Here is a 12,954-nt window from a genome sequence, read left to right as displayed (position 1 = left end):
GGCTTTATTTAGGTCCGGAAGGTGCTGCGCATGCATCATATCGATCTTAACGCGTGCGCAGTCCAAGTGGATTATGAAGAGAGGGATCCTTTTTCTACTGGCTGCTGGCGCGAAGGGCGCATCGTCCAATAGGTGATGCCGGTTGTAATCAGCATTAAGACGCCGGTCATCAGGAACACCGAGTGAATGTTAAAAACGCCGCTGACCAAACCGCCAACGAGCGGTCCGGCCATGCCGCCAATCTGGTTGGCCGTCTGGTTGAGGCTGAACGCCCGTCCGCGGAATTCGCTTGGCGTATGTTTGACAACAAGGCCGTTGAGTGCGGGGAATACGGCACAGAAGAACGCACCGTAGGCAAAGCGGATGGCTGAGAACGCCCAAATATTGCTGAACAGGATTTGAGCGAGCGATCCGACTCCGCCGGCCAGCAGGCCGATCAGGAGCACCTTCTGGAATCCGATTTTATCGGCCAAGCGCCCCCACCTAGCTGCAAACAAGATGCTCGCGATCCCGACGATGGAGAAGACGAAGCCGGCAATCATCGAAGTATGGGATGAAGAGCCGCCAATCTGAGCGATATAGAGTGGCAGTACGGGCTCGATTGTCATGACGGAGAACTGCGTCAGAACGGTGAGCATGAGCACGGTCATGAGCGCTTTGTTGTGTCCGGCGACTTTGAAGGTGTTCATGACGGAGACGCGCTCCTTGCTGGGTACGAATGTCTCTTCTTTGACCCAGAATATGACGAGCAGCGTAGCTGCGAAGCAGAGCATCCCTGCCAATCCGAATGCCATTCGGTTGCTGAACAGGGAGGCCAGCGTGCCGCCGATCATAGGACCCATGATGCCGCCGGTGGCGGTTGCCGTGGACATCATCGAGAGGGCATAACCGACCTTTTTCTCAGGGGTATTGGTACCGACGATTGCGATAGCGCCCGGGATAAAGCCGGAGAGAAGGCCTTGCAGCAGGCGGAGAATCAATACCTGGTACTCATTCGTTACAAACGCCATCAGAACATAGATGACAAAGAGCACGAGCCCTGCACGGATAATCATCGGCTTGCGCCCGTATTTGTCCCCTACAGCTCCCCAGAAGGGAGAGGACAAGGCGCCCGCAAAAAAAGCGGAACTGAACAGCAGTCCCGACCACATTTCCGTATTCTTGGTAACGCCGAGTTCAATCAGAAAAAGCGGGAGAAATGGTATGACCATTGAGAAGCTTGATGAAACAATAAAGGAGCCGAACCATAGTATCCATAAATTCTTTTTCCAACTTTCCATGTCTTCTTCATCTCCTGATGTGCGATTTGTTGTAATCCTTCGGGCTTCCCCTCCAATCTTTAAATAGATAATGGTGTATGTATTAGTTGTTCACGGTCTCTTGGGTTATTTATAAACATCAAAATCTTAACTTCGGTCATTCCCACAAAAGGGGTATCACAATTCGGGTAAAGCAAAACGCCCCCCAAATTTGGTAAACTGGAATCACCCAGACTACCGCACTAAAGCGAAAGGCGTGCAACTTCATCCTACACCACATGATATGGAATGGGAAGAGGCTGGGTACGGGTGTATGGAGGCTAAGGGCTCATTTCAGGATGGCTTGGAATCCCCTGGTCATCGCATAAATAAAGGGTTTTCAGGAATCGATAAGACGTTGACATAATATCGTAAAATTATTTTTTTGGGGAGAACTGATATGAGAGAAACGCTGAAGGATCTATATTCGAATACATTGTTCCAACAAGTGACCGACCGGTTAAAGGAAGCCTATCCGGCATTCGATGTGAACCGGTTCATGGGGCTTGTTCATGATGAAGCTTGGGAGCGGGAGGAGTTCAAGCAGCGCATTCGTCATATTACGATGGCCTTAACGGACACGCTGCCCGCTTCCTACCCCGATGCTGTGCAGATCCTTAAACAGGTGGCACCGCATTTTAGAGGCGTGGAATATGTGTTTTTTCCGGATTATGTTGAGGTTAATGGCATGGAAGACCTGGAGACCTCGATGGAGGCTTTGGCGGTATTCACGCATTCTTCTACGGCGGAGTTTGCCGTGCGCCCCTTTATTATGCAGGATCAGGAACGGATGCTGACCCAGATGATGACATGGGCTCGGTCTGAGGATGAGCATCTGCGCAGATTGGCGAGCGAGGGCTGCAGACCGCGCCTGCCCTGGGCCCCGCAGCTGTCGGCGCTGATTAAGGATCCGCGTCCGGCTCTGCCGATCCTGGAGCAGCTGAAAGAGGACTCTTCCCTCTATGTAAGAAAAAGCGTGGCAAATCACCTGAACGATATCTCAAAGGACCACCCGGAGCTTGTGCTTGAGATTGCCGCGAAGTGGTATGGCCAGCATCCTCTCACGGATTGGATCGTGCGTCATGCGCTGCGTTCTCTGCTGCGAAAAGGGGACATCCGGGCATTGGCTATTTTCGGATATGTGGAGCTGGAAGAGCTTGAGGGACTTGAAGTCCGCGAGCTTCGGATCAAGCGATCTGTGATCGCGATGGGCGACGACCTGGAGTTTGTTTTTCAGGTGGTCAATGAAACCGGTAATCCGATGGCACTGCGCATCGATTATGAGATTGATTATATGAAGGCAAACGGCAAGCTTGCGCCGAAACGCTATAAATGCTCGGACAAGATCTATTCACCGGGAAGCTGGAAGGTCGAGAAAAAGCAATCCTTTAAGCCGATCTCGACGCGCCGCTTCTACTCCGGTGATCACCGCCTTCACATTGTGGTGAACGGCAAGCGATTGGCCAGCATGGACTTTGTGCTGGAGGGCGCGGAGTAAGCGTAGGGGACTTGTGCAGGACGTATACCGGCAAACCCTGGGTGCAGGACGTTGCACTGCAAACCTCTGGCAAAGGAATCCTGGATCGGGTTGACGGTACGGGAGAGTTCCGTTCCAAAGTTTTGTACATCGTGTGCAACTGCTCCCTGGCGTACGGCACGGTGCGTGGTCCGAGGCAGGCTTGGATGGCTGTCGACCGCCGTGATGTTAAGAAGGCTCTGACTAAAGGATACGGAGATCAACATGCAGTATTCCAGATCCCTGGTTGAGGAAAGAGGAAGTAATCCCCGTATGCAAAAGAAAGAGATGATAATACTAGCCCCGCACGGTGATCATGCCAGGCAGCGGTCGTAGCAGGTCATGTGAGGCAAGCCTTCCAAGGGGAGGGCTTGTTTTTGTTTTGTGCAAAACTGAGCGCCATGCGGATTATGGCAGCACTATCAAATGTGTGGAAATCAAGCTAGCAGGTAGAAGAGAAGCCGGACTTTTGGTACACTAGATAAGTTGAAGAGCTATTCAAGTGTTAACAACCAATTGATATAGATGTGAAACTTCCTGTTCTATGAAAATAGAGTATGGCTTGTTGGTTTCAATGAAAGAATAGTAGTACACAGTATACCGGCATGAACCGGTCTGGGAGGATATAGATGGACACGAAAGCAATACAAAGAGAAGACGTGGAATTGCTGGCGCCGGCAGGGGATTGGGATTGTATGCGGGCTGCCGTGGCGAATGGGGCGGACGCGATCTTTTTTGGAGTCGAAAAGTTTAATGCCCGTGCACGGGCGAACAATTTCCGGATGGATGAGCTGTCCGAAATTATGGCCTTCCTGCACAGTTACGGGGTTAAGGGGTTTCTGACCTTCAATATTCTGGTGTTTGAGAACGAGCTGGAGGATGCCAAGGAACTGATTGATGCTTGCGTAGATGCCGGGGTGGACGCGGTGATTGTGCAGGATCTGGGTCTGGTGAAAATGATTCGCGAAATCTCGCCGGACTTCCCGATCCATGGCTCTACGCAGATGACGATCACTTCGCCGGAGGCTGTCGAGTTCACAAAGCCGTTTAATATGGAGCGCGTCGTGCTGGGACGCGAGAACAATCTGAAGCAAATCCAGAAGATCGGGGAGCAGGCAAAACTGCCGATGGAAGTATTCGTGCATGGTGCGCTATGCGTATCGTACTCGGGTCAGTGCCTGACTTCCGAAATGTGGGGAGGTCGTTCCGCGAACCGCGGCGAGTGCGCGCAGGCTTGCCGTCTGCCGTATGATCTGATCGTGGATGGCGAGCAGAAGCCGATGGGCGACGTCGCCTACTTGCTCTCGCCAAAGGATCTGGCCGCCATTGATCTGATGCCGGAGCTGATCGAAGCGGGCGTGACTTCGTTTAAGATTGAGGGCCGTTTAAAGAGCCCCGAGTATGTGGCCAACGTCGTGAGCAAGTACCGGAAGGCCATCGACCGGTATTTCGACGGGGAAGATGCGAGACCGAGCAAGGAAGAGGTGCGTGAGCTGCAGCAGAGCTTCTCGCGCGGCTTCACGCATGGCTTCTTGGATGGAACGAACAATAAAAAGCTGGTTGAGGGTACGTTTCCAAAAAGCCGCGGCGTGTATCTCGGCCGGGTAGAGCAGATTCTGCGCGACGGTGTTGTCTGCAAGCTGGATGCGCCGCTCAAACGCGGGGACGGCATCGTGTTCGATGCTGGAGATCCTACGAAAAAAGAAGAAGGCGGACGCGTCTACGACGTACGGCGCAAGGGCGTGAAGCTGGAGGGTGAAGCGGAGGAAGGATGGATCATTGATATTGTTCCCGGCCGGAGCGACGTGGACCTGCGCAAGCTGCATGTCGGCGACCGGATCTGGAAGACCAATGATCCGGCACTGGACAAGCGCCTCCGTCAGACGTACGAGACGGAGAAGCCGTACCGGGTATTCCCGGTACATGTACGTGTCAGCGGCCGTCCCGGACAGCTGCTGTCAACCTGGTGGACCGATGTGCAGAAGGGCACGACGGTCCAGGTGGATTCGGAGCTGGAACTGGAGATTGCCCAGAAGCGCCCGCTCAGCCAGGAAATCCTGGAGGAGCAGCTTGGCCGCCTGGGCGGAACGGTGTTCCAGCTTGAGGCACTGGACGTCGACCTGTACGGCGACGTCATCGTGCCGATTCGCGAGCTCAACAGCATCCGCCGCCGTGCGGTGGAGCTGCTCGCCGGCGAGCGGCCTAAACCGCCCGTGTACGTGAAACGGGCGGTGGCGGTGTATGGCGATGCGGCTGTGCCCGCAACGCCCGTGGGCCGCGGTGAGGCGAAGCTCACCGCGCTGTGCCGCAGCCTGCCGCAGGTGCAGGCTGCACTCGAGGCCGGCGTTGAGATGATCTACGCCGACTTCGAGTTCATCAAGCAGTTCCCGGCAGCGGTGGAAGCCGTGCGTGCAGCCGGCAAACAGATTGCGCTGGCAACGCCGCGCATTCACATGCCGGGCGAGAACGGCTACCACAACAACATCCTGCGCCTCCAGCCGGACGCCGTGCTGGTGCGCAACACCGGTGCGCTGTATTTTTACCTGCGCCACCGGATGGAGAACCCGGGGGCGAAGCATCCCCGGCTGATCGGCGACTTCTCCTTGAACATCGCCAACCATAAGGCGGTTGACCTGTTCGTCGAAGCCGGATGCGATGCCGTCACGCCTTCCTATGACCTGAACATCCAGCAGATGGTGGATCTTCTCGGTAAGGCCGACACGTCCAAAATGGAGATTGTCATCCATCAGCATCTTCCGATGTTCCATACGGAGCACTGCGTGTACTGCACGTTCCTCAGCGAAGGAACGGACTTTACGAACTGCGGTCGTCCGTGCGAAGAGAGCCGCGTGTCCCTGCAGGACCGGATCGGCATGTCCCACCCGGTTCGGGTAGACGAAGGCTGCCGTAACACGGTATACAATGCCATCGAGCAGTCCGGCGCCGAGTATCTCGCGAACTTCATGGAGCTGGGCGTATCCAGCTACCGCGTGGAGTTTCTCGAAGAGACGCCGGAGCAAGTCCACGAAGTCATCGATCTCTACAACCGCGCTCTGCGCGGCGAGATCAACGGTACCCAGGTATGGAAGAAGCTGAAGGCAACCAACCAGCTTGGGGTAACGCGGGGGCAGTTGGTGAAGTAAGGAATAGATATCTTTATGAAATATATAAGCACATGCCAGCGATTGGGCTGACATGTGCTTTTTTTGTCTGGAGAATATGAATATAACTTCTATCCTATCTCAACTCTTTAATGTTATTCCGTTCTTCCACATATGCAATGCTCCGCTCCACAAATTCCAGCACCTCTTCCGAGACAGGATACAGCCCGGATTCTTCTGCCGGACGCTTTCGCATTTCCCAGAACTTGTCCATCAAGTCTTCATCTCCGCCAAAAGTTTCATTGGACAGCGCCATTAATTCGCTGGCTATATTATATCCCTCATCGGATTCCGGCAGGATAGCCTGCTGTACGCACCACTCTATTCTCCGGAGCAGTGAGACGTACTGCTGCGTCATCCGGTCATTGTGGCTGAGATTCGGGAGTGCCTGCTGTAGAAAGGCGCGCTCTTCTTCCTCGAAATAATCCGTCCATTTTTTCGCGCTCGCTTGTGCGTTCTGTACAAGGTGGGATACTCGCTCCCAGGAGAGCGAACCCTCCAGATCGATCATATGGATCAGGGAGGTGGTGTTGGAAATATGGGTCTGTAACAAAGACAGCTGTTCCTGCAGATGATTGTGATGCGCAGTCAAAATATCGCGGTAGGATAACTTGTCCAGCACATTTTGGATTTCCTCCAGCGGCAGCGCCAACGATTTAAGAAGCGTGATTTTTTCCAGCGTAAACAGGTCGTCTTCCGAATAGTAACGGCGTCCGTTATCCTCTTTCTCGCTTGGCTTTAAGAGACCGATCTGATCATAGTAGCGCAGCGTTCGGACCGAGATGTTCCACTGTTTGGCTACTTGCCCGGTTGTCCATCGATTCATGCCGTTCCTCCTGAACATAAAACTTGCAGGTGACGTCACGTCACTCTCTATAGAGGAATTATATCACAGAGAATCTGGAGGAATGGATGATGAGCAGAACGGAGACTTGGAAGCAGAAGGACCCTTGGACATGGCGGGAGCTGGTGTTGTTGCTGGTCCTTGAATTTGTGTTAGTGATGGTGGTAGTCAAGTATGGGATGCAATCCATATATGAAACCGTCTTTGAAAATACACTTTACTCCGGTACACTCACTGGTCTCACGATCGCAGGTGTACTTTTAACAGGATTATATTTAGCTGCACTGCGCCCAAATTTGAGGCCACCGATCTCTATAACTGCGCTTTGCGCGGCGAGATTAGCGTTCCCTACGTCCACCAACAGGATCAGTGTGAATTTCGAGATTATTGATGTAGACGTTTCTTTCTATCATCAGCAATCAGCTTTTTTGGCTTTTTGTCGAATGAAGTTTTGTACAAGTGATGGGCTGCCCGTTCCATGGGTAAATGCTCGAATTCTCTATCTCAAGATATCGGCCTTGGCTTTCCAAAGTCGCACCAAGAACCGATAAAGGTCCAAGGGAGTCATTTCTTGGCTACTTCATATACGATTTGAGATGGGAGAGAGACTTTAGCATGATCACGAACACAAGAAGAAGAAGGTGCATTGCTTTTCTGCTGCTATGTGCCCTGCTGATCGTTTTGCCAGAGAAGGGGATTACGTCGGCAGCTGCTGCCGATGGGAAGGAAAAGGTAAGGCACCGGGCAACCTACATTTTTGATGGAACCCAGAATCAAGTCACGGTCCGTACAACCCGGATCAGCTTTGATACCGGGATGAAAAAGGTGAGTGAATATGATTTTACCGATAAGACATTGTTGCCGTCGCACTACCGGTTTTGGTCCACGAACGGTTTCAATATGCAGGATGGGGTTGTCGCGGACACGCCTCAAGGACTCAAAGCCTATACGGTAGCGGTACAGAGCCCTGTCCAAGGAAAAGGTGAAGTTACTATTATTTATGAATTTGATTACACCACCTTGTCGCTGCGAAAAGTGAAGGAGATCCAGCCGGGGCCAAGAGTCGGGCTTGAAGCCCAGCTCGGCCTGTACTCCTTATATTCGGAAAAAACCGGAATCCAGTATTACTCACTGGTGGACAACAAGCGAAAGCTGTCCGGGGGGCGGTTAATCACTTCGGAGGATGTGACGGAAACCGATTACAGCCTCTCGCCGGCTCCGGCTTCACAGAATTTTGGTGTATATTGCCCCAATAGCCAACTGACCGGCTGTTATAACGTTACATTCGGCGGAGGGAAGGGCAGCGCGGTCAAAGTCACGGAGAACCGGGTGGCATATGATTCCAAGCAATCCACGTCCACGAAGAGTTTTATGGCCGGAGGGACCAGGATTAAATGGAAGAACAGTTACCAAAACGGTACCTACCAATGGACCGTGGAGGGAAGTCGCAGCGGCGGCAAAACCGTCTCTCTCTATAAGGGGCTGGTCAAGGAAGTAAAAACCTTTGTTTCCCCCGGCGGCAAGTACTTGGTGATCATTGCGGATCCTTCAGGAGGCGTCAACAAGACGCAGAACGGCAAAGTGTACATGTATGATCTTAAAACCTTGAAGCTGGTACAGCAATACGACGCCTTATATAAAGCGTATGTTACCGGGATTCGGTGGGCATCGGATGAGCTCTATGTCATCGAATACTATTTTTCTAATCCGGGCGCCTATCCGCCGTCCTTCTATTACGTCCCGGAAGGGAAACATTTCAAAATCGAGTACGACCAGTACCGGGATTGGGTCAACTACTGGGACTCCTTCTCGTATGAGGGCCTATTCTATTTGACGCTTCCGGTCGCGGTGACATCCGGTAACGGTGTGCTTTCTTATGAAGGGCAGCCCGCGTTCCACATGAACGGCCTGTATTACGTTCCACTGAAGGAGTTCGCCGATGCATTCCATATCCAATATGAGGTGAAGGGTAAGGAACTGCTGTTCAAGCGGGAAAGTCGAACGAGCAAACTTGCAGCCAGCCAGAACAAGCAAGTGGTCGTCGACGGAAAGGTGTTCCTGCCGCTCGGACAGTGGAATAAGGAACTGGGATTAAAGGTTGCCCTGGCCAATAGACACGTCATGAACACTACACTGCAAATCAGCGATGAGCTGCGTAAGACGGAGGCGGCTATGAAGACGGAGCCTCAAGCCTTTCAGGCTATCGTGGAGCGGCTTCAACGGGCGGGTGATGGATCCGGTGGTTTTGTGGGAGATTTTGCTTGGGAGATGACCGAGGCGGATCGCGCCGTATTAGGGAATGTGCAAGTTGTGCTTAATCATGACCGGAGCTTGAGCATCCGCATGCAGACTAACCGTGAATACGGGGAAATAATTCCTGTTATCATCACTAGCAGGGATTATGGCAAGGTGCTCATGGAGCTTCCGGTCGATATGAAAGATAAGTACCAGGCGACGACCTCAGCCTTGCCGAGCCATGTTTTTGATGACGGGGTAGTGACCGTCGTGCTCCCCGACTCCAAGGAGTCGTTCTCGGCCTTTACGCTGAAGCTGCCTGACTTTGACAAAAATCGGTTTTAATGTCGAATGACCGTTCAGAACATGTTAAAATAGCATCATTCGGGAAAATGAAGGAAATGGAGACGATAGTTAGAAATGAATATTCGTAAAGCGATCATACCGGCAGCGGGACTCGGCACGCGCTTCCTACCGGCCACGAAAGCGATGCCGAAAGAGATGCTCCCCATAGTGGACAAGCCGACCATTCAGTACATCATCGAGGAAGCTGTGGCTTCCGGTATTGAGGACATTATCATCGTGACGGGTAAAGGAAAGCGGGCGATCGAGGACCATTTTGATTCCTCATTTGAACTTGAACATAATTTGGCTGAGAAAGGGAAATGGGGCCTTCTTGAGGAAGTCCGAAAACCCTCAGAGATGGCAGACATTCATTATATTAGGCAAAAGGAGCCCAAGGGTCTTGGGCATGCGATTTGGTGTGCGCGCAAATTCATTGGAGACGAGCCGTTTGCGGTATTGCTCGGTGACGATATCGTGGAGTCGGAGGTGCCTTGCCTGAAGCAGATGATGAAGGTGTACGACACCTACCAATCCGCCATTGTAGGCGTTCAGCCTGTCGAGTGGGACGAAGTCGATCGGTACGGGATCATAGATGGCCAGCAGAAATCAGAACGAATCTATGAAACGTCAAGGCTGGTAGAGAAGCCGTCCCGTGCAGAGGCACCATCCAACCTGGCCATCATGGGCCGTTATATTTTGCCACCGGAGATCTTTGACTTGCTGGAGAATCAGGAGGTTGGGAAGAACGGGGAGATCCAACTGACTGATGCTCTGTCTGTGCTAGCCCGTCGGAGTCCGATATTAGCCTACAATTTTGAAGGTATACGTCATGATGTTGGGGAGAAAATGGGCTTTATTCAGACCAGTATTCACTATGCGCTACAGCGAGAGGAATTACGAGAGGACTTACTAGCTTATATGGGTAAAGTAATGGAGAAAGTGAGATAGTCTTATAGGAGGAAAAAATAGCGGGTGTGTTTGGTAGATGTTGACCTACCGAACACACCCGCTATTTTACTTAGAATTGAATATCTGACAGTTGTTTGACGTTTTGCTCGGCATTCGGATCAACTTGCTTTAACTTCTCAAGCAACACTTCATCGTTCTGGCCTTGCTTCTGGAGCGCAGCGAGGTACCATCTGACGATCTCTTGCGCAGATGTCGGAGACAGGTCATCCTGGATACCTTTCTTAAGCGCATTTTCCGACTGTTCCGGCTGATTCATCATGAAGTACATTTTGCCTGCATGGAGAATCATGTCGGGAGTATTTTCAAAAGGGCGTCCTTGCAGTTGCCCTTCCGGTAATGTAGCTAAGTGCTGAATACCTGTCTGAACCTCGGCAAATGCTTCTGTTGCTTGTTTAAAGTACTTGTCTTTCGTTGCTGTGTCACCAGTGCCAAGGGCCTTCGTGCCTAGATCATAACCTTTATTGATAATTTGTTCGGACCAGGTAATGTCCCATTTAAATTTGTGAGCGTTGTTAATAAGTACTTCATAAGCCCGTTCGGGTTCCTGTTTCATTTCATAACTTTCGATTAGGCTCTTGAGCATGGATTTGTTATAAGGCTCATCTTTTAATGCTTTGTTAAGCAGTGCAACCGATGCGTTATAAAAATTCTCATCTTGATTTTGCTTATATACGGTCTGATAGAGTGATGCGGTTAACAGTACCGAGTCGGGATGGCTCGGGCGTATGCTCAGGTCTTTATCAAGGGGAGCTTTAATTTCCTCAAAGGAAGTGCTGACCTGAACGACTCTGCGTGCCTCCATTCCTGAGTCTGCGGCTTGTACATACCGGATAGATGTAATCATGACGAGGATAGCGCAAAGCCCGACAAGTGCATTATATACACCTCTAGCAGTTGAATCTTTAAGGCTCCACTTTTTCACTGGTTTATTATCCATTACCGCAGCCATTCCGCCAAGTCCCAGGAATACAAGAATTCCCATGAACACGTAACTCAAGTTAAAATCCAAGATACTATGAATCAAAATGGAAAGGACGATGATGAGATAAAGGAAGTGACTATTGCGTTCTTCTTCACTGCTTTTAATATAACCTCTAATATACTTATAGAAAGTATACAGAATAAACGACATGAAGATCACGAATCCGACAATTCCGACCTCGATCAAGTACTGTAAAAAGAAGTTGTGCGCTTGACGGCTTGTATACGGGTTGTTCTGGTACTGCTCATAAAGTGAAGCCCACGCACCACCACCAGCTCCGATGACCGGGTAGTCTGCTAGCACCTTCATGGCATCCTTATAGAATGTAAAACGTTCCAGTACACTGTGCTGATTAAAGTTAATATTCTCGAGTCTGATGCTAATGCTTTGTGGCAGTATATTTTTCAAACCAGTACCACTGAATAGGAATATCAGCAGGCCCCCAATTATAACGGAACCAAGCGGAATCCATAGGTTGGACGTCTTTTTCGAGGACCAACTGCCTAAAACTTGTTCAAGTTTAGGAGCGATAAAACTTTGCATAACCCATCCGAGGAGACCTACAATAGCGGACGAACCGAACAAAATTGCCCAGCCCTTAAGGGCACCACTGCCGCTGAAGACCTCATTTAAACTCAACCCCAGTTCTGTTACCGGTTTGGAAATGATCAGTGAAGTCACACCTGCTATACCACAGTACAAGATCCACAATAATTGTTTAGCCGGTTTTAGGAAAAGGAGCAGCAGGACAAATACTACCGGTAGCATAACCAGACCGCCACGAGACAAGGTTAGCAACAGCGATAGTATGATGGGCACCAGCATAAAGCTATGAAAGGCTTGGCCGTACCATTTTTTTGATGTCGTAGCGTAAAAGACTGCTGCAAACAAGAAAGCCATTAGAAAAGCTGCATAAGTATTAGCATATTGGAATACGGAAGTCAGACGAAGACCGTTAGAATCTGTCATGACCGCATGGGTGTAAGTGCCGTTAAAAACGGTATTGGAAAACCATTTCGCAATGGCTCCCGCTGTCTTGCCCTGGCCAAACCAATGGAGTAGACCAAAACCAACAATAAGATATGCTACAGCCATAATTGCACTTTGAATGATTCGGTTCCCTAATTTGTCTCGGAGTACATACAATCCAATGATAAACATAATGGCATAAATACAATTTATGATAATCATATTCATGGCGAGACTATGGGAAGCAGCGCTGATGAGTGAAAGTATGTAAGTTAGAGGTAGTAATAACACACCCACAGCAAGCCAATCTCTTTCATCCTTGAGTTGAATACTCTTATAAAATTGTGCAATCCAAAGAAATAATAGTAGAGTTGCTAGAATAGCAGCCCAGAATATAGGTTTCTCGAATTGTAGCTCTGGACCGTTAAATAGAGCCGTTTGGAAAGGAGTCCAAGCTAGAAACAGAATAATTCCTGATATTAACACCCAAAACAAAGCCGATCTCGTCTCACCGTTCCTCGACGCGGCGGCTTTTTTACCGTATACTGGATTCGACAACGTATTTAGCTCCTTTTCTTGTAGATACGACAATATTCTAGCATACTTTTATCAGTTCAAAAACTTTGTTGTTCTAA

The 12,954-nt window shown here is 50.5% G+C and carries 9 protein-coding genes; 6 read left to right on the top strand and 3 right to left on the bottom strand.

Annotated elements, in window-relative coordinates:
• Positions 1-71: 71 nt before the first annotated feature.
• Positions 72-1,280, bottom strand: coding sequence for an MFS transporter (locus tag PGL02S_RS23220; protein ID WP_036639866.1), 1,209 nt, complete (start codon positions 1,278-1,280; stop codon positions 72-74).
• Between the two features lie 418 nt (positions 1,281-1,698).
• On the opposite strand from PGL02S_RS23220, the gene PGL02S_RS23215 reads away from it, so the two are divergent.
• From PGL02S_RS23215 to PGL02S_RS23205, 3 genes are all read left to right on the top strand, one after another.
• Positions 1,699-2,796 carry a DNA alkylation repair protein gene (locus tag PGL02S_RS23215; protein WP_036639863.1) on the top strand — a complete coding sequence of 366 codons (1,098 nt, stop codon included), beginning with the start codon at positions 1,699-1,701 and terminating at the stop codon, positions 2,794-2,796.
• Positions 2,797-2,807: 11 nt separating this feature from the next.
• Positions 2,808-3,065: a hypothetical protein gene (locus PGL02S_RS23210; protein ID WP_036639860.1), complete on the top strand. Its 258-nt coding sequence runs from the start codon at positions 2,808-2,810 to the stop codon at positions 3,063-3,065.
• Between the two features lie 378 nt (positions 3,066-3,443).
• Positions 3,444-5,957 (top strand): U32 family peptidase, encoded by a 2,514-nt coding sequence (locus tag PGL02S_RS23205; RefSeq protein WP_036639858.1) that lies wholly within the window; start codon positions 3,444-3,446, stop codon positions 5,955-5,957.
• A gap of 94 nt (positions 5,958-6,051) precedes the next feature.
• Here the strand turns inward: PGL02S_RS23205 and PGL02S_RS23200 are convergent, their stop codons facing one another.
• The gene (locus PGL02S_RS23200) at positions 6,052-6,801 is read right to left on the bottom strand and encodes a MerR family transcriptional regulator (protein WP_036639856.1); all 750 of its coding nucleotides are present in this window, start codon (positions 6,799-6,801) and stop codon (positions 6,052-6,054) included.
• An 89-nt stretch (positions 6,802-6,890) separates the two neighbouring features.
• Between PGL02S_RS23200 and PGL02S_RS28485 the strand changes: the two genes are divergently transcribed.
• The 3 genes from PGL02S_RS28485 to galU all read left to right on the top strand — a co-directional run bounded on the left by PGL02S_RS28485 (position 6,891) and on the right by galU (position 10,347).
• On the top strand, positions 6,891-7,370 hold the full coding sequence (locus PGL02S_RS28485; RefSeq protein ID WP_036639854.1) for a hypothetical protein: 480 nt from the start codon (positions 6,891-6,893) through the stop codon (positions 7,368-7,370).
• A gap of 64 nt (positions 7,371-7,434) precedes the next feature.
• Positions 7,435-9,399, top strand: a complete 1,965-nt coding sequence (locus PGL02S_RS23190) for a hypothetical protein (RefSeq protein ID WP_036639851.1) — start codon at positions 7,435-7,437, stop codon at positions 9,397-9,399.
• A gap of 75 nt (positions 9,400-9,474) precedes the next feature.
• Positions 9,475-10,347 carry a UTP--glucose-1-phosphate uridylyltransferase GalU gene (gene galU, locus PGL02S_RS23185; protein ID WP_036639849.1) on the top strand — a complete coding sequence of 291 codons (873 nt, stop codon included), beginning with the start codon at positions 9,475-9,477 and terminating at the stop codon, positions 10,345-10,347.
• A 70-nt stretch (positions 10,348-10,417) separates the two neighbouring features.
• Here the strand turns inward: galU and PGL02S_RS23180 are convergent, their stop codons facing one another.
• A complete protein-coding gene (locus PGL02S_RS23180) occupies positions 10,418-12,877 on the bottom strand; it encodes a Wzy polymerase domain-containing protein (RefSeq protein WP_036639847.1) in 2,460 nt (819 codons plus the stop codon).
• Between the last annotated feature and the right edge of the window lie 77 nt (positions 12,878-12,954).

This window comes from Paenibacillus glucanolyticus NBRC 15330, assembly GCF_004000885.1.
GTDB classification, from domain to species: Bacteria; Bacillota; Bacilli; order Paenibacillales; family Paenibacillaceae; genus Paenibacillus_AQ; species Paenibacillus_AQ glucanolyticus.
This window is presented reverse-complemented; position numbering and strand designations above follow the sequence as displayed.

Bases quoted from the DNA above. Each gene is read 5' to 3' on its own strand.
- PGL02S_RS23220 (WP_036639866.1), bottom strand. From the start codon at position 1,280: ATGGAAAGTTGGAAAAAGAATTTATGGATACTATGGTTCGGCTCCTTT.
- PGL02S_RS23215 (WP_036639863.1), top strand. From the start codon at position 1,699: ATGAGAGAAACGCTGAAGGATCTATATTCGAATACATTGTTCCAACAA.
- PGL02S_RS23205 (WP_036639858.1), top strand. From the start codon at position 3,444: ATGGACACGAAAGCAATACAAAGAGAAGACGTGGAATTGCTGGCGCCG.
- PGL02S_RS23200 (WP_036639856.1), bottom strand. From the start codon at position 6,801: ATGAATCGATGGACAACCGGGCAAGTAGCCAAACAGTGGAACATCTCG.
- PGL02S_RS28485 (WP_036639854.1), top strand. From the start codon at position 6,891: ATGAGCAGAACGGAGACTTGGAAGCAGAAGGACCCTTGGACATGGCGG.
- PGL02S_RS23190 (WP_036639851.1), top strand. From the start codon at position 7,435: ATGATCACGAACACAAGAAGAAGAAGGTGCATTGCTTTTCTGCTGCTA.
- galU (WP_036639849.1), top strand. From the start codon at position 9,475: ATGAATATTCGTAAAGCGATCATACCGGCAGCGGGACTCGGCACGCGC.